Here is a 21,092-nt window from a genome sequence, read left to right as displayed (position 1 = left end):
GCTAATTGGCTTGCTAACTTGGCTTCTTACTTTCGAAACCTAAGCTTCGAAGCGTTGCCGTGTCAGCGAGGTGGCATTATAGAGATTGCGATCACATTGGCAAGCCCTTTTTCTCGTTTTTTTTGATTTTTTTATCGTTTGAATGTTTTTTATTCTAAAAGGCGAGTTTTTGCTACTCTTCTCACCAGATATCACCGTTATTAACGCTTTATAAGGAGTAAAGATGAGTTCAATGAGAAGTTATAAAGGTATACGTCCTCAGTTGGGCGAACGTGTATATGTCGACTCAACCTCTGTGTTAGTCGGTGATATCCGAATTGGCGATGATTCTAGTATCTGGCCATTGGTCGCAGCTCGGGGTGATGTAAACCATATCCATATAGGAGAGCGAACCAACATTCAAGATGGCAGCGTACTTCATGTAACTCATAAAAACGCGGAAAATCCCAAAGGCTACCCGCTCATCATTGGTAATGATGTCACCATAGGTCACAAAGTGATGCTGCATGGCTGTGAGATCCACGATCGCGTCCTAGTCGGTATGGGCGCTATTGTCTTAGACAACGTGGTGGTGGAATCAGATGTGATGATTGGTGCAGGAAGTTTGGTGCCACCAGGGAAGGTATTAGAAAGTGGCTATTTATATGTTGGAAGCCCTGTTAAGCAAGCTCGCCCTCTATCAGATAAAGAACGAGCTTTCTTGCAAAAATCTGCCAACAACTATGTGCAGAACAAAAACGACTACATTACTGAAGTAGAAGACATCAATGAGTAGTCAGGTATAGTCCGCTAATCGATAATGATATGGCCTTCTTCATCGAAGGCTTCATCTTCTATTAGCTCTTCAGCGATTTCTTCTAGATCGAATCGGTAATCAGTAAACACTTTAATTGCCGCTTGCTCAGTTTCAATCAGTGAACCACTAAGCTTTTCTAACTTTTGTTTTGTTACATAACATTCAATCAACGCACCAGATTGCTGCGCAGCAAAATTTACCGATTGCGAGGCTTCATCCCAAGACTGCATGTCAGGGAATAGGATAGATTGATTCATTGATTACTGACCTTCAAGGTTCTTTCTTAGTTCTCTGAGAATTTGTTTGGCACCAGGACGTAACCCGCGCCAGAGCATGAAGCTTTCTGCAGCCTGCCCAACTAGCATTCCAAGACCATCATACGCATGAGCGGCACCATTTTCTCTTGCCCATAAGTTAAAGCTCGTCACCCCTTTGCCATAAATCATGTCATAGCTTGTGCTATTGGCGGCAAAGATAGAGCAAGAGATAGCAGGCAGTTCACCACTAAGAGAAGCAGAAGTAGAGTTAATGATGACATCATACTCTTCATTAATACTTTCCATCTCTTTGGCGACGATAGGACCGTGAGAGACAAACAACTCTGCAAGCCCCTGTGCTTTACTAAAGGTACGGTTGGTAATGGTTAAAGAAGCCGGCTTTTGATCAAGCAGTGGCTTAATAACACCACGAGCGGCACCACCAGCACCAATAATGAGGATTCGTGCACCTTCCAATACAACTTGGTGCTGAAGCAAATCCTGCACTAGACCTGCCCCATCGGTGTTGTCACCAATGATTTCACCATCATCTAACTTCTTGAGAGTGTTCACTGCACCCGCCAACTGAGCACGCTCAGTCAAACGGCTAGCAAATTGATAAGCATCTTCTTTAAATGGCATGGTAATGTTGCACCCCTTGCCACCTTCAGCAAAAAACACCTTCGCTGCGTCAATAAAGCCATCAACAGGTGCACTTTCTGCGGTGTACACCAAAGACTGATTGGTTTGACGAGCAAACAAGGTGTGAATGAATGGCGACTTACTGTGTCCGATAGGGTTACCAAACACGGCATAGCGATCAATTTGCTGAGTCATTTCCTTACCTTTATTCCTTACTTATATAGAAAAAAAACAGGGCCACCTGATTACAGATGACCCTATCACTATCTATCTATATAGAAAAGGAGATTCAGCGCTTACCATTCTCGGGGCGTTAGGTATTGCTCATAAAGCTCTGCCTCTGGTGAACCAGCTTGCGGTTCATAGCTGTATTCCCAACGCGCAAGTGGTGGCATTGACATAAGAATCGACTCGGTACGACCACCACTTTGCAAACCAAACAGAGTGCCACGGTCATACACTAGGTTGAACTCTACGTAACGACCACGTCGGTACAATTGGAACTCGCGCTCACGCTCACCGTATTCAATGTCTTTACGACGAGAAACGATCGGAAGGTAAGCTTGGCAGTATCCCTCACCAACCGCTTTGATGTAGTCAAAGCACTTATCAAATTCCCACTGGTTTAGGTCATCAAAGAACAGACCGCCGACACCGCGAGTTTCATTTCGATGTGGTAGGAAGAAGTATTTGTCACACCATGCTTTGTGCTCTGCGTAAACGTCTTCACCAAATGATGCACAAAGCTGTTTTGCTGTGTCGTGCCATGATTGGCAATCTTCTTCAAATGGGTAGAAAGGCGTGAGGTCAAAACCACCACCAAACCACCAAATTGGGTCTTCACCGTCTTTCTCTGCAATAAAGAAGCGGACATTAGCGTGCGAAGTCGGTACATAAGGGTTTTTAGGGTGAATAACCAAAGAAACACCCATCGCTTCAAAACGACGACCCGCTAACTCTGGACGATGTGCTGTCGCTGATGCTGGCATTTCATTACCTTCTACATGAGAGAAGTTCACTCCTCCTTGCTCGAAGATAAGACCATCACGCAATACGCGAGTACGGCCACCGCCACCAAGACGCTCTCCTTTTTCACGTTGCCAAGCATCTTCGACAAAGACGGCCTTTCCATCTTCTTGTTCTAGTTGCTGACAAATGGAATCCTGAAGTGACATCAAGAACTGCTTTACGGCGTGCTTATCGATTGCTGACATACGTGTAGTACCTATTGATTGCTGACTAGCAGGGTTAGCCCTGTCTTAATATTTGCGAGGTTTTAGCATCACGGATTTCACTAGGCTTGTCACGACCGCTGGTTTCACCACGTAAGATCGCCACAAGTCGGTCACCTAACTGTTCTTCAACTTCTTCCGTCGTCATACAAGGAGGCAGACCAGTAAGATTCGCGCTGGTAGAGGTTAGCGGCTTTCCGAATGCATTACACATCTTTTGTACTAAAGGATGATCAGTCACACGTACTGCAATCGAATCAAATTGACCCGATACCCAGTGAGAGACTTTGTCACTCGCTGGCATGATCCAAGTGTATGGCCCTGGCCACGTTGCGTGGACTTTATCTAACTGCTCTTGAGTCAACTGAGATTCATCAACATAAGGCAAAAGCTGCTCATAACTAGCCGCAATAAGAATTAGCCCCTTCTCTACTGGGCGCTGCTTTAGCTCTAGCAGCTTTTGAATCGCTTCTGGGTTATCTGGATCACAGCCGACACCAAATACGCCTTCTGTTGGATAGGCAATCACTTCGCCTTTTTGTAGTGCTTCAAGCACCTGTTCAAAGTTATCCACCAATTACTTCCTGATAGTCTTATCTGTTGTGTTTGCACTAAGTGTACAAATATTCATTCTCAGAGACTAAATCAATTTGTTTATAAAATGTATCAATACCATTTACAAACACACGCAAACGTTTGCTTGAGGTGAAAATCCCCGTATAATGCGCACAAATTTATCAGCTCACCTAATTTTGCAGCTTGAAGGAGTTTGAGATGAAAGTCGGTATCATCATGGGTTCTAAATCAGATTGGCCAACCATGAAACTAGCAGCGGACATGCTGGATCAATTTGGCGTGTCTTACGAAACAAAGGTGGTGTCAGCTCACCGTACTCCTCAATTATTGGCTGATTACGCAAGCAGTGCCAAAGAACGCGGTATTAAAGTCATCATCGCGGGTGCAGGCGGAGCCGCCCACCTACCAGGTATGGCAGCAGCGTTTACCAGCGTACCTGTACTTGGCGTTCCAGTTCAGTCTCGTGCACTGAAAGGCATGGATTCACTGCTTTCTATCGTACAAATGCCAAAGGGTATTGCGGTTGGTACATTGGCGATTGGCGAAGCAGGCGCAGCAAACGCTGGCATCCTAGCAGCTCAAATCCTTGGTACACATGATGAAGCGATCATGGCAAAAGTCGAAGCGTTCCGTAACGAACAAACGGAAACCGTATTGGCGAACCCAAACCCTGCTGAGGATTAATCAGATGCATGTACTGGTTCTTGGTGCGGGTCAACTAGCTCGTATGATGTCTCTGGCTGGTGCGCCACTGAATATTCAAATATCAGCTTACGATGTGGGCAGCGGTAACATCGTTCATCCACTGACTCAGCACGTACTAGGCAACGGCTTAGAGAATGCAATTGAACAAGTCGACGTCATTACTGCTGAGTTCGAGCATATCCCACATGATGTGCTCGATGTTTGCGAAGCGAGCGGTAAGTTCTTACCAAGTACGCAAGCCATCAAAGCAGGTGGTGATCGCCGCATTGAAAAAGCATTACTTGATGATGCTGACGTGCGTAACGCGAAATACTACGTAATCGAAACTCGTGAAGACTTTGACCGCGCAATTGAACACGTTGGTATGCCAATGGTTCTGAAAAGTGCATTAGGTGGTTACGATGGTAAAGGCCAGTGGCGCTTAAAAGAAACTTCTCAAGTCGAAGACATTTGGACTGAGATGGCAGAGTGCATTGCCGCAACACCAACTCAAGCGATTGTTGCTGAGGAGTTTGTCCCTTTTAACCGCGAAGTTTCACTGGTTGGTGCCCGTGGTAAAGATGGCAGCGTTGAAGTATACCCTCTGGCAGAGAACGTCCACACCAATGGTGTATTGAGCCTTTCTACCGCGATTGATGCACCAGAGTTGCAAGAGCAAGCAAAACAGATGTTCACGGCCGTTGCCAACAGCTTGAATTACGTTGGTGTGCTAGCGCTGGAGTTCTTCGATGTTGACGGTACTTTGCTAGTTAATGAAATCGCACCACGCGTACACAACTCTGGTCACTGGACTCAACAAGGTGCAGAAACCTCTCAGTTTGAGAACCACCTACGCGCCGTGTGCGGTATGCCTTTGGGTAGCACTAAGCTGGTTCGTGAAACCTCAATGATTAATATTCTTGGTGAAGACACACTACCAGAAGCATTGCTAGCAATGGATGGTTGCCACATTCATTGGTACGGCAAAGAAAAACGTGCGGGTCGCAAGATGGGTCACATCAACGTATGTGGTGACTACACTGGCGAACTTAATCGTAAACTTTGTGCATTAGCAGACGTATTGGATGAACAGGCTTTCCCTGCCGTACATGAATTTGCCAAGCAGTGGCAAGCATAGAAAAGCAGCGGAATAAATAGCAAAAGGGTCGCATGATGCGACCCTTTTTAATTCGTACTGAAAGTTATTGTGATTGGGTATGCTGGCACTTACGACTCGCGCATTGCAGTTTAACCCCGCTGGCAAGTTTCTTTTCTACCAACAAGGTAAATCCACATTCCTCGCAGCGGCCTCTTACAGGCGGCAAGTTAACCGCAAACTTGCACTTCGGATAGTTATCACACGCGTAGAATGTTTTACCAAATCGGGTTTTACGCTCAACCAAATGTCCTTTGCCACATTCAGGGCAAGCGTGTTGCTCTTTCGCTTGCTGCTCTGGCTCAGGTTGGTTAATCGACTCAATATGATGACATGCTGGGTAATGGCTACAACCAACGAACATACCGTAGCGCCCTTGGCGGAGTACCAATTCATTGCCACACTCAGGGCAAGGCACACCCAACTCTTTCACGATGTGACCATCATTACTGTGTAGCGGCTTAATGTAATCGCAACTTGGGTATTGGCTACAACCTAAAAAAGGACCGTGTTTACCGTGCTTAAGCGAAACTTCCCCACCGCATTTAGGGCAAGGTTCGCGCTCAAGCGCATGCTCGTGTGCCGAAAAAAGGTTGTGATCGATTTTACAACTCATACTCACCGCTCAAGCGAAGATATTAATGAAGAATACCTTGTTCCTTGGTGTACAGCAGCTCTTCCATCAGCGTGTAGGCGTTTTCGTTGCCTGGAACATTAAACAGCACCATAAGAATGATCCATTTAAGGTCCTCAAGCTCAAACTCATTGGTTTCAAGCCCCATTACACGGTCGATAACCATCTCACGCGTTTCTGTGGTCAGAACATTGATTTGCTCTAGGAACAACAAGAAACCACGACATTCGAGGTCCAGTCGCTGCATCTCTGAAGCGGTATAGGTACGTGTCGATGCCGATGCAATGCAGGTTGAAATGGCTGAATGTTCATCGCTTTGTTGCAATGCCGCCAGCTCTTCTAACCAGACAAGGGCTTTGTAGATGTCTTTTTGCTGGAAGCCTGCACGAAGCAATTCATCTTCCAATTCGTCTTGTTCGACTTGTAACTCTGCATCGCTATGGATGTAGGTTTCGAATAGATACATAAGTATATCCATCATCATAGCTAGCCCCTCCCCTTTCGAATATAGCCACCGGATACTGCAACAACATGCCCTGAAAGCTCAAGCTCTAAGAGCTGCATCATGACTTCTTGGACAGGTATATTGGTCCTGCTTGCAAGAATATCAACTGGTGTAGCCTCATTTCCTACGTTAGCTAACAGCTGAGGAAATGGCAATTCTTCTTCATCAATTGGCGCAGAAAATAAATCTAAGCTCTGATTAATAGACCAGTCGAGTAAAGACTGTATTTCATTCAGCACCTCTTGAGTATTTTGTACGAGGCATGCCCCGTTACGAATCAATTGATTACCACCACTGGCGTTAGGAGCATTAATCGAAGCTGGCAGAGCGAAAACTTCTCGACCTTGCTCAAGGGCATAGCGAGCAGTGATTAAGGAACCACTTTTTTCAGCAGCTTCCACCACCAAAACACCCAGCGACAAACCACTAATAATTCGATTACGACGAGGGAAGTTTTCTGCGCGAGGTTTAGCATCAGGACGAAACTCAGAGACAAGCGCACCATTTTCCATCACTCGCTGCGCCAAACCTCGGTGTCTTGCTGGGTACACTTGTTCCAACCCAGAACCAAGCACTGCAATGGTTTTACCTCCAGCTAAAAGCGCACCATCATGAGCATGACCATCAATACCTAATGCTAAACCACTGGTGACGATCAGATCGTGTTGCACCAAGTCTGACGCAAAGCCTCTTGCATGTTGTAGTCCATCCACGCTGGCATTACGACTGCCAACCATGGCTATTTGTGGCTGAGACAAGCAGCTCGCATCTCCCTTTATGAATAATAAAGGAGGCGGTGCGACGGTTTGTTTGAGAAGTGGCGGGTACAAAACATCCGCCAAAGTAAGAATATGATGATGAGAAGATGCTGCAGCCCAAGTCAGACAAGCATCGACTTCTTTATCGACCTGCGACCACGCTTGCAGTTGTTTTGCCGTTAAGCCTAAAAGCTGAAGCTGCTCCGTGGAATATTGGACAATATTACTCGGCGTGTCTTTGCTCAGCAGCTTACTCAGCTTGACCCCGCCAATGCCTGGCAAACAACTCAGCTTTAGCCAGGCAGCGAGATCCGTATCATTGTGTGGTTTCATTGGTGGTTGATTCCTCTACCAGAGGAGAAACCACAGATACCTCTTTATTGATTGGTTTGGTGCTATTGGTGATCAAAGCAAGGCTGAAATATTTATAAGGGCGAATCACGAGTAACTCACCAACTTTACTCTGTGGCAAGGTGATCTTGGAATCGAGAAAGCCGTTGTCCTTGGCAAAGTCATCGCCATCTTTATAAACAGGATGCGCATCTTCTTTAAGAGCGAACACACTGCCTTGGCGAAGTTCGTCCGATGTGCCTTTATCGATCACCACCACTTGGTTAGTCGAACTAAAACGAATGCCTTCAATATTCCCCAATAACTTAGCAGAACTGCCTTGCGGCGAAGGTAATGGATAGAAGGTGGCCGTGAAATCCCCGTTTTCTAATGCTTGAACCGGCAAAGCAATATCATTACGGATAATCTCTTGCAGTTGAGTGGTGATTTTCAGTCCTGAAAATTCATCCGACGCTTCGATCAACTCACCTTTGGCAATCAAACGTAATGCCGTGATTTGTTGTGATACATCATCTCGAGAGAAAGTTTCCACAGGTCGATAGATTGCCCAATCTGTCCATGCTTGCTTGCCACTGATATACAGCGTGTCTTCTGCGGTCAGGTATTTACTGCCTTTACTGCTACCCATCACCTTCGCCGCGTTTTCTAATGTCTCATCATCCACTAAGCGATCGGATTTTAAGTACGGCATCACCAAACCTTCGGCTACGGTAGGTACCGCTTTCTTTTCAGTGATGCGAGCTTTAGGGCTGAGTTTTTTGACGGGTTTTAAGCTCAAGACTGGCTGACCATTAATCCACACCAGCGATAACTTGTCTCCCGGATAAATCAGGTGCGGGTTATCGATTTCTGGGTTCACTTGCCACAAACGAGGCCACAACCAAGGGCTATCAAGGTACATCGCTGAAATATCCCAAAGCGTATCACCTTTCACCACAACGTAAGTTTTGGGTGCATCATCTTTAACGGTAAGTGGTTGGGAGTCCGTATTTGCTACAACATTGAAAGAGAAAAGTAACGGCAACGTAATACGAGAAACGTTGCGGAAAATTCGATTCATGACCCTCGTCCTTGGTCTATTAGGCAGTTACCAGAATGGAAATTGGTATCAGGATGCTGTCATTTAGGTCATAAAATGTCTAGAATTGAGCCAACAAGGTTTGTGCTGTTACGGCACAGTTCAATATTTCGAGTGAATATGTCTGTATTACAAGTATTAACATTCCCAGATGATCGCCTGCGTACCGTTGCAAAACCTGTAGAAGAGGTGACACCTGAGATTCAAAAAATCGTCGATAACATGATTGAAACCATGTACGACGAAGAAGGTATTGGCCTTGCGGCAACGCAGGTTGATGTCCACAAACGTATCGTAGTTATCGATATTTCAGAGACTCGCGATGAGCCTATGGTGCTTATCAACCCTGAGATTCTGGAAAAGCGTGGCGAAGACGGCATCGAAGAAGGCTGTCTATCGGTACCAGGTGCTCGCGCACTTGTGCCTCGTGCTGCTGAAGTTACGGTTAAAGCCCTAGATCGCGACGGCAAAGAATACACATTTGACGCTGACGATCTGCTAGCAATCTGCGTTCAACACGAACTAGACCACCTAATGGGTAAACTGTTCGTTGATTACCTATCACCACTTAAGCGTAAGCGTATTCAAGACAAGCTAGCGAAAATCAAACGCTTTAACGAGAAACAGCAAAACGCTTAATCTCGATACAATTTAATTAGAAGGAAGCCTACCTTGAGTCAGTCTTTACGTATTGTCTTTGCAGGTACTCCGGATTTCGCCGCCCGTCACTTGGCGGCGTTGTTGTCTTCGGAGCACGAAGTAATTGCGGTATACACTCAACCAGACCGACCAGCAGGTCGTGGTAAGAAGCTTACTGCCAGCCCAGTGAAAACCATCGCGCTTGAGCACGATATTCCGGTATACCAGCCAGAAAACTTCAAATCAGATGAAGCCAAGCAAGAGCTTGCTGATCTGAATGCCGACATCATGGTGGTTGTGGCTTACGGTCTATTGCTTCCACAAGTCGTGCTAGATACGCCTAAATTGGGCTGTATTAACGTGCACGGTTCGATTCTTCCTCGCTGGCGTGGTGCAGCTCCGATCCAACGCTCAATTTGGGCTGGTGATGCAGATACTGGCGTGACCATCATGCAGATGGACATTGGTTTGGATACAGGTGACATGCTGAAAATCGCAACATTGCCGATTGAAGCAAGCGACACCAGCGCATCAATGTACGAAAAACTTGCAGGCTTGGGCCCTGATGCACTGATTGACTGCCTAGCATACATCGCAACAGGTAAAGCTGAACCGGTGAAGCAAGATGACGAGTTTGCAAACTACGCGAAGAAGCTGAGCAAAGAAGAAGCACGCATTAATTGGAATGACGACGCGGCACACATCGAGCGTTGCGTTCGCGCATTCAACCCATGGCCAATGAGCCACTTTGAAGCGGCTGAAAACAGCATCAAAGTATGGCAAAGCCGTGTGGCGGAACAAACCAGTGACAAGCCAGCGGGCACTATTGTGCAAGCAGATAAAACCGGTATTTATGTTGCGACAGGCAATGGCACACTGGTACTGGAACAACTGCAAGTTCCGGGTAAAAAAGCCATGTCAGTTCAAGATATTCTGAACTCACGTGCATCTTGGTTTGAAGTTGGCACCCAACTGGTTTAAAAAGCCAAACAATAGTGTCAAAGACCAATAATACGAACTTTTAGAGGGCAGAGATGCCCTCCTTTACTTTAAGGTACTCATCATGAATGTTCGCGCTGCGGCTGCCAACGTCTTGTATCTCGTCGTCGACAAGGGCCACTCACTTTCAAGCGCTCTTCCAGCGGCTCAACAAAACGTACGACCACGTGACCACGCTCTTCTACAAGAGATCTGTTACGGCGCTCTACGTTACCTCCCTCGCCTAGAAATGATTGCAAACCAGTTGATGGATAAGCCGTTAAAAGGCAAACAACGCGTTTTCCATCACCTTATTTTGGTTGGCATTTATCAACTAAGCTTCATGCGTATTCCTGCGCACGCTGCAGTCGGTGAAACGGTTGAAGGTACTAAAGAGCTGAAAGGTCCTCGTCTACGCGGTCTTATCAACGCGGTATTGCGTAACTATCAGCGCAACCAAGAAGAACTAGACCAAATGGCGGTCAGCAACAATGCGGGCAAGTATGGCCACCCAAGCTGGTTACTTAAACTGCTGCAAGAAGCTTACCCAGAGCAGTGGGAAAGCATTGTTGAAGCCAACAACCAAAAAGCGCCAATGTGGCTGCGTGTAAACCACCAGCACCACACTCGTGATGAATACCTAACGCTACTCAAAAATGAAAACATTGATAGCACGCCACACACACAAGCAATGGACGCCCTAAAATTGGCCGCGCCATGCGATGTGATGAAACTACCGGGCTTTGAAAAAGGTTGGGTATCGGTGCAAGATGCGGCAGCACAGTTGTCGATTAACTATCTTGAACCAAAAGATGGCGAGCTGATCCTAGACTGCTGTGCAGCACCGGGCGGTAAGACGGCGCATATTCTTGAGCGTACGTCTGGCAGCGAAGTGGTAGCCATTGACTGCGACGACACACGTCTTAAACGTGTGCACGAAAACCTGAAGCGTCTCAACCTTCAGGCAAAAGTGGTTTGCGGCGATGCGCGTAATCCTCAAGAATGGTGGCAAGGCGAACAATTTGATCGCATTTTGTTGGACGCACCATGCTCTGCAACGGGCGTAATTCGTCGTCACCCAGACATCAAATGGCTACGTCGTGCTGATGATATTGCCGCACTTGCGGAACTACAGAGCGAAATTTTTGATGCAATGTGGACGCAACTGAAACCGGGCGGCACCATGGTTTACGCGACTTGCTCAATCACACCACAAGAAAACGTGGAGCAAGTAAAAGCATTCTTAGCACGTACTGCGGATGCGCAACTAGTGGACTCTGATCCCGAACAACCTGGTCGTCAGATTCTGCCAGGTGAAGAAGATATGGATGGTTTCTACTACGCAGTGCTAACGAAAAAACACGCGTAACAGCATGCTAAATAGGCGATTGAAGCGAATTCAATCGCCTTTTTCAGATAACGAGTAAAGAGTATGAAAATCATTATTCTTGGTGCTGGTCAGGTTGGCGGCACATTGGCAGAAAACCTCGTTGGTGAGAATAACGACATCACCATCGTCGACAAAAATGGCGACCGACTGCGAGAGTTGCAAGACAAGTACGATCTTCGCGTTGTTAATGGTCACGCGAGTCACCCAGATGTGTTGCGTGAAGCAGGTGCACAAGACGCCGACATGCTAGTTGCGGTGACTAACACCGATGAGACCAATATGGCCGCGTGTCAGGTTGCCTTCACTCTGTACAATACCCCAAACCGTGTTGCACGTATTCGTTCTCCAGAGTATTTGGCAGAAAAAGAGGCGCTATTCAAATCTGGTGCAATCCCTGTCGATCACCTTATCGCACCTGAAGAGCTGGTAACCAGCTACATCGAACGCCTGATCCAATACCCTGGCGCATTGCAAGTCGTCAGCTTTGCCGAGCAAAAAGTCAGCCTAGTCGCAGTAAAAGCCTACTATGGTGGCCCGCTGGTTGGTAACGCTCTATCCGCTCTGCGTGAACACATGCCACACATCGATACTCGTGTTGCTGCAATTTTCCGTCAAGGTCGCCCTATTCGCCCACAAGGCACCACCATCATAGAAGCCGATGATGAAGTCTTCTTTGTTGCAGCAAGTAACCACATTCGCTCGGTAATGAGTGAACTTCAGCGCCTTGAGAAACCTTACCGCCGCATCATGATTGTCGGTGGTGGTAACATCGGTGCCAGCTTAGCAAAACGCCTAGAGCAAGCTTACAGTGTGAAGTTGATTGAGCGTAACTATCAGCGTGCAGAAAAACTGTCTGAGCAGCTAGAAAACACCATCGTCTTCTGTGGTGATGCTGCGGATCAAGAACTGCTGACCGAAGAAAACATCGACCAAGTAGATGTGTTCATCGCGTTAACCAACGAGGATGAAACCAACATCATGTCAGCGATGTTGGCAAAACGCATGGGCGCGAAGAAAGTGATGGTGCTGATCCAGCGCGGCGCTTATGTCGACCTAGTACAAGGCGGCGTGATTGATGTGGCGATCTCACCACAACAAGCGACGATTTCTGCTCTACTCACGCACGTTCGTCGTGCTGACATCGTTAACGTATCTTCTCTGCGTCGTGGCGCGGCAGAAGCCATCGAAGCCGTTGCGCACGGTGACGAAACCACATCGAAAGTGGTGGGTCGCGCGATTGGTGATATCAAACTCCCACCAGGAACCACCATTGGTGCTATCGTTCGTGGCGAAGAAGTTCTTATCGCACACGATCGTACCGTCATCGAACAAGATGACCACGTCGTGATGTTCCTGGTCGACAAAAAGTACGTACCAGACGTCGAAGCGCTGTTCCAGCCGAGTCCATTCTTCCTCTAGGATTTTCCTATGGTCAACTTACGTCCCGTACTGTTTGTTATCGGGCTGGTTTTATCCAAACTGGCCCTTTTTATGTACGTGCCGACTTTGGTCGCGTTTTTCACTGGTACGGGCGGATTCCTCGATTTCGCCCAAGCCGTTGTGATCACCCACCTAGCCGCATTCATCTGTTTGACGATTGGTCGAACCGCCAAGTTCAAACTCAGTGTGCGTGACATGTTCCTCATCACCAGTTTGGTATGGACCATCGCCAGTGCGTTTGCTGCATTGCCGTTTGTGTTTATCAACCACATTAGCTTTACCGACGCCTATTTCGAAACTATGTCTGGCATCACCACCACAGGCTCTACTGTACTCAGTGGTTTAGACAACATGGCACCGAGTATCTTGTTGTGGCGTTCCATCTTGCAATGGTTGGGGGGTATTGGCTTTATCGTGATGGCGGTAGCTATCCTACCAATGCTTAACGTTGGTGGTATGAAGCTGTTCCAAACCGAATCGTCTGATTGGTCTGATAAGAGCAGCCCGAGAGCCAAGACCGTCGCGAAGAACATCGTATTGGTGTATCTGATGCTGACAGGCTTGTGTATTGTGGGTTATTTGCTGACTGGCATGAACCTGTTTGAAGCCATCAACCACGCCTTCACAACCCTGTCTACGGGCGGATACTCAACATCTGACGGTTCGATGAACCACTTCTCCAATGGTGCGCACTGGGTCGCAACCACCTTTATGTTCCTTGGTGGCCTGCCATTCCTGTTGTTTGTTGCCGCGCTACGCAAGCGCAGTGTCGAAGTATTAATTAGAGATGCTCAGGTACGCGGTTTTGCCTACTTGTTCTTATTCTCTAGCTTAGTGGTTTCTGCTTGGTTAGTGATTCGCGATGGTTACACCATTTTGGATGCACTGCGCGTTTCAATGTTCAACATCGTGTCGGTGGTGACGACTACTGGGTTTGGTCTAGAAGACTTCACCGCATGGGGCGCTTTGCCAACCACACTGTTTGCTTTCTTAATGATGGCGGGCGCGTGTTCAGGCTCGACCTCTGGCGGGATTAAAATCTTCCGTTTCCAGATCGCAATGACACTGCTTAACAAGCAAATCATGAAACTGATTCACCCATCAGGCGTGTTCGTTCAGCGCTACAACCAACGCCCAGTGAATGACGATATTGTTCGTTCAGTGGTGGCATTTGGTTTGATGTTCTTTATCACCATCATCTTTGTTGCTGGCTGCTTAAGTGCACTTGGCCTAGACCCTGTGACCAGTATTTCTGGTTCCATTACCGCAGTAGCGAACGTGGGTCCGGGTATGGGCAGCGTGATTGGCCCAACTGGTAACTTTGCACCTTTACCAGACGCAGCTAAGTGGCTACTAAGCTTTGGTATGTTGATGGGCCGTCTGGAAATTCTGACTATTCTTGTACTGTTCTTCCCTGCGTTTTGGCGCCGTTAACCAGACTCAAATAAAAGGTATAACAATGAAAACATGGATCACTCTGGCGACCCTACTCGCCTCTTCATCGGTTTTCGCAGCCGAAGTTGTGAAACTGACGGATGGACGCGAAGTAAAACTGAACGACGACTTCACGTGGGAGTATGTTGTGAAAAAGGCCACAACAAAAGCCACAGAAACCACACTAGAGAAAGTTGAAGCAGTAGAAGCGGCAGCTGTTGTAGCCTCAACTACCGCCGTTGAAGCCGTGGCAACATCAGCTCCTGAAACAACGAAGATGGCGATAATTCCCGTTGTGAACAAGAAAGTCGGTACTACCGTTGTTGTAAACGCGAAGAAGCCAACCATGCAGCTGTCTGATTCAGGTGTGGATGTATTGATTGGCTCGGCAAGCTACGAGGATGGTGAACTGATCTTCCCAACTTCTATCACTAACCAAAGCTCACAATCGGTGATTCAGGTAGAAGTGGAAGTACAGGTATTCGATATGGCTGGCAAACAATTAGCGAAAGAAAACATCACGGTTTGGCAATCTATCAAACGCATGGCAGATACTTACCTTCGCCCACAGCAAGCCGAGCAAGGTAAAGCGATTAAACTGGCAGTGCCACAGTCGCAGCAATACCAGTTCTCAGCAGAAGTATTAGAAGTGAAAACTCGCTAATACGATAAGACATGCTTTGTCGGGCTTATCTCTATCAGCTAGATAGGCTCGACAAAGTAATAAATCGCGAAGAAGTGACATACACAACCCGCCAACACGAAGCCGTGCCAAATTGCGTGATTAAATGGGATTCGCTTGGCAACGTAGAAAATCACCCCGATCGAATACACCAATCCACCAGCGGCTAAAAGCGTCAAACCACCAATATCCAGATTTATCGCCAGTTGGTAAATCACGATCAACGATAACCACCCCATCACCAGATACGTCATCAAAGACAATTTTTTGAATCGATAGACAAACGCGACTTTCATGATGATGCCGATCAGCGCGATGGTCCAAATCACAATCATCAACCCAATCGCCAATGGGGTACGCAAACTCACCAATAGAAACGGTGTGTAGCTGCCCGCAATCAAAAGATAGATGGCACAGTGGTCGAAGGTTTTCAGCCAACGCTTAGCTTTTGGATATGGGATCGCATGGTAGAGCGTAGAGGCCAGAAACAGGACAATCATGCTAGAACCATAGATCGCCATACTGGTAATGGTTAACGCGTCGGCTTGGTGGTCGACGGCTTTAATCAATAGTAGTACCAAGCCAACAATACCGAAAATCATTCCGATACCATGGGTAATGGAGTTGGCCAGTTCTTCGCCCTGACTGTATTGTGCTTTCTGAGGTGAGGACATGAACGTGCCTATACTAGAGTTTTGAATATTCACTCTAGTATGGCACATTAAGCGTACACGTGTAAGCTTAAATTAAGACTCGTGTGCAGCTGTGGTTTGTTCGAGGTAATTCAGGATTAATGGGCCAACGTCGTCCAGTTTCGTGTTCACCGGAATGCTCAGTTCGCGTTTTAGTTTGCCACTCCCGAGTAAGCTTGCCAGCATGCCACTTGCTCCGCTGCGGGTGCGGTCCACTTCAAACCACAGCTTGAGGTTCTGCTCGTCGCGGTGAGCAACAAATTCCAACTCTCGCCATACGCCATGATACGGGCCATCGGTTGGCACCATTTCAAACTCTTGTACAAATGGCAGGTCAAAGCCTTTAACTTCTTCGCACTCTACTTGGCGAATACGCAAACCTTGCGATTCAAAAGCAGACAAAACGGCATCCATAAGTGGGTCAGGTCTAACGGTGAGAATGTCTTTGTCGGTAGGATCGAGTGCCATCGCAACGTCCAAACCCGTTTCTAACCAGACTTTGGCATCACCGATGGTGACAGGGGTATTCCACGGCACATCGAGTTTAACTTCAAAGGTTCGATCTTCGCCGGGATGGATAGTAAATGCGTATGGGAGGTTCCACTTTGCCAGAACATGCGTTTGGGGTACGCGTCGCATGCTGTGCCCTTCTCTTGCTCCGCGATCGTCTGGCGCTTCCGCGATATAACGGCAACACAGCTTGAGATCGATGTTATCGATCGCTTGTTCGGTCGCTCCGCCATAGACGTGGATAGAGACATCCACACTCTGACCGGGAAACAGCACGTCTTGGTTTAGGATCGAATCGACCTTGGCACTGCCGATCCCAAAACTCGCAAGTGTCTTCTTCAAAAATGACATATGCACCTCCTTGGTAGAGATCTCATACTACTACTGCTGATCATGGGATCAAAACAAATTTTCGTCTCGAATTCGCACAGAAAACCATAAATTCCATACAATTCAACTGCTCAACTATCGACCAATTATGACAGGAGTGCTAACCTATACATGATATGCATGCATATCGTTATTCCTGATTCATTATTTGGATTGGCGAGAGCCAGAAGAGCCACCCTTCAAGCAGTTGAAGCTCAACTCATAGTGAGTTAGGCCATTACATCGGCAATGGATATGCCTGGCAGTTAGGTATCTAAATGCGCCCAACAACAGTCAGGTTCGCACATACAAATCGTAGTGCAATGCGCCGTCGCAGTGGTTTTACTACTGCGCCAAAGGCAAAACTAGTTGCGCCAGCAATGACTCTGGTTGAGAAGACAGCGATTGTGCCAAGTGTTCCAAACAAAGTTATCAAAGCAGCTTAATTAAAAAGCGCGGCAATCACCGCGCTTTTTTCTTTTCTCTCCGCCCTTTCCTATTTGGTGTTCGCCAAGCAATTTGATACCTTTAGTAGCAAATAACACCTATAAATTCTGTGGAGAAAGAAATGAAGTGTCATCGTATTGAAGAGCTGCTTGAGCTACTAGAACCTGAGTGGCATAAAGACCAAGAAATGAACCTGCTACAGTTCATCATGAAACTGGCAAACGAAGCGGGTTACGAAGGTAAACTGGAAGATCTCACCGATGACGTGCTGATCTACCACCTAAAAATGCGCAACAGCGGCAAAGATGAAATGATCCCAGGTCTTAAGAAAGACCAAGAAGATGATTTCAAAACAGCGATCCTACGCGCACGCGGTATCATCAAGTAAACCGCTCAACACCCAGCATTGATAAGCGACTCATTTGAGTCGCTTTTTTTATAACTAAATCAAACAGTTCAAAAAGGTATTTATAACTGTTCAGTCATTTATCAGGTTAACTGTACTGACTTTTGTTGTTAAACGTTGACTGCGTTAAAGAAACGGAATTGTTATTGATTGTATAATCGCCGTTCATCAGTATTTACTAAAATAATTATGTCCAGTCATGAATAATGATATGGGCGAAGCAGCAATGTCATCGAGTGACATCATTAGAAATGTCACCGTACATTATAAGAAAGCCTAAAGAAGGATGAGTGCATGAGTCAGGATAAGATTGATATCAAAGATGTGACTCCAAAAACCTTTAACCCGAAAACCCACAAAGGGAACGGGGATCGTTTCAACCCAAGTAATCGAATCTATGTACGTGAGAGTAAAGGCACGTTTCAAAAGCTGCGTCGTTATGGCGGTTGGTTTTTGTTGCTGTTGTTTGCATTGGTTCCATGGATTCCTTACGGCGAGCGCCAAGCCATTTTGCTGGACATCGGTAACCAGCAGTTCAACTTTTTCGGCACAACGCTGTATCCACAAGACCTTACCCTACTCGCACTGCTGTTTGTAATCGCCGCGTTTGGGCTGTTCTTTATCACCACCTTCTTGGGGCGGGTTTGGTGTGGCTACTTGTGCCCGCAAACCGTGTGGACCTTCATTTATATCTGGTTTGAGGAAAAACTCGAAGGCAGTGCTAATAAACGCCGTAAGCAAGACTCCAATAAACTGACGGCCAATTTAGCAATGCGCAAAACCCTCAAGCACATAGCGTGGTTTGCGATAGCGCTCGCCACTGGCTTCACCTTTGTCGGTTATTTCGTGCCGATGAAGCAGCTAGTTATCGACTTCTTCACCTTTAATGCCAACTTCTGGCCAGTCTTCTGGGTGATGTTCTTTGCCATTTGTACCTACGGCAATGCCGGCTGGATGCGCTCTATCATGTGTATTCACATGTGTCCTTACGCGCGTTTCCAATCAGCGATGTTCGACAAAGACACTTTCATTGTGGGCTACGACACCAAGCGTGGTGAAAAGCGTGGCCCTCGTTCACGTAAAGCTGATCCAAAGCAGCTTGGTTTAGGTGACTGTATCGATTGTGACTTGTGTGTTCAGGTATGTCCGACCGGCATCGATATCCGCGATGGCTTGCAGTATGAGTGTATCAACTGTGGTGCATGTATTGATGCGTGTGACAACACTATGGAGCGCATGGGTTACGAGAAAGGTCTGATCAACTACACCACAGAGCATCGCCTCTCAGGTAAGAGCACCAAAGTCATGCGTCCAAAACTGCTTGGCTATGGCGCTGTACTGTTAGTCATGATTGGTCTGTTCTTCCTACAAATCGCATCGGTTGATCCAGCAGGCATGAGTGTTCTACGTGACCGTAACCAATTGTTCCGAGTGAACAGCTCTGGCGAAGTAGAAAACACCTATACCTTGAAAGTGATCAACAAAACTCAACAAGTTCAAGAGTACGACTTGAACGTCGAAGGTTTGAGTGATGTTAGCTGGTATGGCAAACAAACCATTCAAGTTGAACCAGGAGAGGTATTGAACTTACCAATGAGCCTTGGCGCAGATCCTGACAAGCTAGACTCTGCGATCACGACAATTCAGTTTATACTCACCGATAAGAGCAACGAATTCACCATTGAAGTGGAAAGCCGATTTATCAAGAAGCTATAACTTCAATGACCAATGGAAAAAGGCTCAGTAATGAGCCTTTTTATTTATATGTCCCAAGGTACTTTCAACTTTGATGCCCTCACGCCTGACTTTATGTGGTACGCGCTAGAGAGCATCGGCATTCGAGCAGAATCGGGCTTTCTAGCACTCAACAGCTACGAAAACCGCGTTTACCAATTCACAGACGAAGAGCGTCAGCGCTACGTGGTGAAGTTCTACCGCCCTGGACGTTGGAGCAACGAGCAGATTCAAGAAGAGCATGATTTCACGCTTGAATTGATCGAAAACGAAATTCCGGTCGCTCCACCCGTTCGCATTAATGGTCATACTTTGCATCATTACCAAGGCTACGGTTTTGCTTTGTTTGAGAGCGTGGGTGGCCGTCAGTATGAAGTCGACAACTTAGATCAGCTTGAAGGTGTGGGTCGTTTCCTTGGCCGCATCCACAAAGTCGGTAGCCGCCAAGCCTTCCAGCACCGACCAACCATAGGCTTGCCAGAATACCTCTATCAACCAAGAGAGATTTTGCAAAACGCCAATATGATTCCGATGCATTTGGAGAACAGCTTTTTCAATGATTTGGATATGCTGATCAAGTCGATTGAAAGTCACTGGCAAGAAGGCTTCAACACCATTCGTCTGCATGGCGATTGCCATCCAGGGAACATCTTATGGCGCGATGGCCCAATGTTTGTCGATTTGGATGACTCACGTAATGGCCCAGCGGTACAAGACTTATGGATGCTGCTCAATGGCGAACGCCAAGACAAGTTAATGCAATTAGATATTGTTTTAGAAGGTTACCAAGAGTTTTGCGATTTTAACTCGGCAGAATTGAAACTAATCGAACCACTTCGCGGTCTACGAATGGTGCACTATATGGCATGGCTAGCAAAACGGTGGCACGACCCGGCATTTCCGCTCGCTTTTCCATGGTTTAATGAGCCAAAATACTGGGAAGGTCAGGTCCTGGCATTTAAAGAGCAGATTGCCAACTTAGAAGAAGCACCGCTATCTTTAATGCCTCAATGGTAAGTCAGGCCGAACAATTCAAAATGGAGATAATTAAATGAAAAAGCTGTTCGCACTGTTTTCTATGCTGATGCTAAGCCTGTCGGCACATGCAGCGCAATTCAAAGAAGGTGAACATTACAAAGTATTGGATCTAGAGGCATCGAAAAAGCCTGTAGTGACTGAGTTCTTCTCTTTCTACTGCCCACACTGTCATTCTTTCGAGCCGATCATTCAGCAACTGAAGAAGCAGCTACCTGAAGGTGTGAAACTGCAAAAGAACCACGTGTCATTCATGGGTGGCAACATGGGCCCTTCAATGAGCAAAGCATACGCGACCATGGTTGCGCTTAAAATTGAAGACAAGATGGTGCCAGTGATGTTTAACCGCATTCACAACATGCGTAAAGCACCACGTGACGATGCAGAACTTCGTCAAATCTTCCTAGATGAAGGCGTAGATGCGAAGAAATTCGATGCTGCATTCAAAGGCTTCGCGGTTGATTCAATGGTTCGCCGTATGGACAAGCAATTTGAAAACAGCGGCCTAACTGGTGTTCCAGCGGTTATCGTTAACAACAAATACCTAGTTCAAGCACAGGGCATTAAGTCTACTGACGAGTACTTCGCGCTAGTGAACTACTTGCTGACGCTGAAGTGATTCAGACCATCATTAAAAAGGGGAGCACATTGCTCTAATGCCGTTCAC

Annotated in this window: 24 protein-coding genes; 14 read left to right on the top strand and 10 right to left on the bottom strand. The window is 46.8% G+C overall.

Annotation, left to right across the window (positions count from 1 at the left end; all coding sequences use genetic code 11):
* The first annotated feature begins 223 nt into the window (after positions 1-223).
* Positions 224-775: a gamma carbonic anhydrase family protein gene (locus H735_RS00410; protein ID WP_020196747.1), complete on the top strand. Its 552-nt coding sequence runs from the start codon at positions 224-226 to the stop codon at positions 773-775.
* Positions 776-789: 14 nt separating this feature from the next.
* Here H735_RS00410 and H735_RS00405 read toward each other — a convergent pair whose 3' ends face one another.
* The 4 genes from H735_RS00405 to tsaC form a co-directional block, all read right to left on the bottom strand.
* Positions 790-1,053, bottom strand: coding sequence for a DUF1488 family protein (locus tag H735_RS00405; protein ID WP_009708001.1), 264 nt, complete (start codon positions 1,051-1,053; stop codon positions 790-792).
* A gap of 3 nt (positions 1,054-1,056) precedes the next feature.
* On the bottom strand, positions 1,057-1,890 hold the full coding sequence (aroE, locus tag H735_RS00400) for a shikimate dehydrogenase (protein WP_020196746.1): 834 nt from the start codon (positions 1,888-1,890) through the stop codon (positions 1,057-1,059).
* 101 nt (positions 1,891-1,991) lie between these two features.
* The gene (gene hemF, locus H735_RS00395) at positions 1,992-2,909 is read right to left on the bottom strand and encodes an oxygen-dependent coproporphyrinogen oxidase (protein WP_020196745.1); all 918 of its coding nucleotides are present in this window, start codon (positions 2,907-2,909) and stop codon (positions 1,992-1,994) included.
* Positions 2,910-2,943: 34 nt separating this feature from the next.
* Positions 2,944-3,501: an L-threonylcarbamoyladenylate synthase type 1 TsaC gene (gene tsaC / locus H735_RS00390; RefSeq protein WP_020196744.1), complete on the bottom strand. Its 558-nt coding sequence runs from the start codon at positions 3,499-3,501 to the stop codon at positions 2,944-2,946.
* A gap of 200 nt (positions 3,502-3,701) precedes the next feature.
* On the opposite strand from tsaC, the gene purE reads away from it, so the two are divergent.
* Positions 3,702-4,187 (top strand): 5-(carboxyamino)imidazole ribonucleotide mutase, encoded by a 486-nt coding sequence (purE, locus tag H735_RS00385; RefSeq protein ID WP_005440742.1) that lies wholly within the window; start codon positions 3,702-3,704, stop codon positions 4,185-4,187.
* Positions 4,188-4,191: 4 nt separating this feature from the next.
* Complete coding sequence (locus H735_RS00380) at positions 4,192-5,325, top strand: 5-(carboxyamino)imidazole ribonucleotide synthase (protein WP_020196743.1); 1,134 nt, start codon at positions 4,192-4,194, stop codon at positions 5,323-5,325.
* A 64-nt stretch (positions 5,326-5,389) separates the two neighbouring features.
* Here the strand turns inward: H735_RS00380 and H735_RS00375 are convergent, their stop codons facing one another.
* From H735_RS00375 to H735_RS00360, 4 genes are read right to left on the bottom strand one after another with little or no spacing between them, the layout of a single operon-like run.
* On the bottom strand, positions 5,390-5,959 hold the full coding sequence (locus H735_RS00375) for a DNA topoisomerase family protein (RefSeq protein WP_020196742.1): 570 nt from the start codon (positions 5,957-5,959) through the stop codon (positions 5,390-5,392).
* 22 nt (positions 5,960-5,981) lie between these two features.
* Positions 5,982-6,461: a DUF494 family protein gene (locus H735_RS00370; RefSeq protein ID WP_027726740.1), complete on the bottom strand. Its 480-nt coding sequence runs from the start codon at positions 6,459-6,461 to the stop codon at positions 5,982-5,984.
* Between the two features lie 2 nt (positions 6,462-6,463).
* Positions 6,464-7,573 carry a DNA-processing protein DprA gene (gene dprA, locus H735_RS00365; RefSeq protein ID WP_020196740.1) on the bottom strand — a complete coding sequence of 370 codons (1,110 nt, stop codon included), beginning with the start codon at positions 7,571-7,573 and terminating at the stop codon, positions 6,464-6,466.
* Complete coding sequence (locus tag H735_RS00360; RefSeq protein ID WP_020196739.1) at positions 7,557-8,651, bottom strand: LysM peptidoglycan-binding domain-containing protein; 1,095 nt, start codon at positions 8,649-8,651, stop codon at positions 7,557-7,559. The genes dprA and H735_RS00360 overlap by 17 nt, the downstream gene beginning before the upstream one ends.
* Before the next feature lie 138 nt (positions 8,652-8,789).
* On the opposite strand from H735_RS00360, the gene def reads away from it, so the two are divergent.
* From def to H735_RS00330, 6 genes are all read left to right on the top strand, one after another.
* A complete protein-coding gene (gene def / locus H735_RS00355) occupies positions 8,790-9,308 on the top strand; it encodes a peptide deformylase (protein WP_020196738.1) in 519 nt (172 codons plus the stop codon).
* A 33-nt stretch (positions 9,309-9,341) separates the two neighbouring features.
* Positions 9,342-10,289 (top strand): methionyl-tRNA formyltransferase, encoded by a 948-nt coding sequence (fmt, locus tag H735_RS00350; protein WP_020196737.1) that lies wholly within the window; start codon positions 9,342-9,344, stop codon positions 10,287-10,289.
* Between the two features lie 82 nt (positions 10,290-10,371).
* Positions 10,372-11,655 (top strand): 16S rRNA (cytosine(967)-C(5))-methyltransferase RsmB, encoded by a 1,284-nt coding sequence (gene rsmB / locus H735_RS00345; protein ID WP_020196736.1) that lies wholly within the window; start codon positions 10,372-10,374, stop codon positions 11,653-11,655.
* A 63-nt stretch (positions 11,656-11,718) separates the two neighbouring features.
* Positions 11,719-13,095, top strand: a complete 1,377-nt coding sequence (gene trkA / locus H735_RS00340) for a Trk system potassium transporter TrkA (RefSeq protein WP_005440765.1) — start codon at positions 11,719-11,721, stop codon at positions 13,093-13,095.
* Positions 13,096-13,104: 9 nt separating this feature from the next.
* Positions 13,105-14,550, top strand: a complete 1,446-nt coding sequence (locus H735_RS00335; protein WP_020196735.1) for a TrkH family potassium uptake protein — start codon at positions 13,105-13,107, stop codon at positions 14,548-14,550.
* 25 nt (positions 14,551-14,575) lie between these two features.
* Positions 14,576-15,214 carry a DUF3157 family protein gene (locus H735_RS00330; protein ID WP_020196734.1) on the top strand — a complete coding sequence of 213 codons (639 nt, stop codon included), beginning with the start codon at positions 14,576-14,578 and terminating at the stop codon, positions 15,212-15,214.
* A 38-nt stretch (positions 15,215-15,252) separates the two neighbouring features.
* Here H735_RS00330 and trhA read toward each other — a convergent pair whose 3' ends face one another.
* The gene (gene trhA, locus H735_RS00325) at positions 15,253-15,906 is read right to left on the bottom strand and encodes a PAQR family membrane homeostasis protein TrhA (RefSeq protein WP_020196733.1); all 654 of its coding nucleotides are present in this window, start codon (positions 15,904-15,906) and stop codon (positions 15,253-15,255) included.
* Positions 15,907-15,978: 72 nt separating this feature from the next.
* Positions 15,979-16,785, bottom strand: coding sequence for a sporulation protein (locus H735_RS00320; RefSeq protein WP_020196732.1), 807 nt, complete (start codon positions 16,783-16,785; stop codon positions 15,979-15,981).
* 296 nt (positions 16,786-17,081) lie between these two features.
* Between H735_RS00320 and H735_RS31290 the strand changes: the two genes are divergently transcribed.
* From H735_RS31290 to H735_RS00300, 5 genes are all read left to right on the top strand, one after another.
* The gene (locus H735_RS31290; RefSeq protein WP_020196731.1) at positions 17,082-17,249 is read left to right on the top strand and encodes a hypothetical protein; all 168 of its coding nucleotides are present in this window, start codon (positions 17,082-17,084) and stop codon (positions 17,247-17,249) included.
* A 122-nt stretch (positions 17,250-17,371) separates the two neighbouring features.
* On the top strand, positions 17,372-17,638 hold the full coding sequence (locus tag H735_RS00315) for a YihD family protein (protein ID WP_005429763.1): 267 nt from the start codon (positions 17,372-17,374) through the stop codon (positions 17,636-17,638).
* Positions 17,639-17,950: 312 nt separating this feature from the next.
* Positions 17,951-19,372: a cytochrome c oxidase accessory protein CcoG gene (ccoG, locus tag H735_RS00310; protein ID WP_020196730.1), complete on the top strand. Its 1,422-nt coding sequence runs from the start codon at positions 17,951-17,953 to the stop codon at positions 19,370-19,372.
* Positions 19,373-19,420: 48 nt separating this feature from the next.
* Positions 19,421-20,407, top strand: coding sequence for a serine/threonine protein kinase (locus tag H735_RS00305; protein ID WP_020196729.1), 987 nt, complete (start codon positions 19,421-19,423; stop codon positions 20,405-20,407).
* A gap of 34 nt (positions 20,408-20,441) precedes the next feature.
* Positions 20,442-21,044, top strand: coding sequence for a thiol:disulfide interchange protein DsbA/DsbL (locus tag H735_RS00300; protein WP_005440776.1), 603 nt, complete (start codon positions 20,442-20,444; stop codon positions 21,042-21,044).
* The last annotated feature ends 48 nt before the right edge of the window (positions 21,045-21,092 follow it).

Source organism: Vibrio owensii CAIM 1854 = LMG 25443 (assembly GCF_000817815.1).
In the GTDB taxonomy this organism is placed as follows: Bacteria; Pseudomonadota; Gammaproteobacteria; order Enterobacterales; family Vibrionaceae; genus Vibrio; species Vibrio owensii.
The sequence above is the reverse complement of the archived record's forward strand: the minus strand, read 5'-3'. Positions and strand labels throughout refer to the sequence as shown.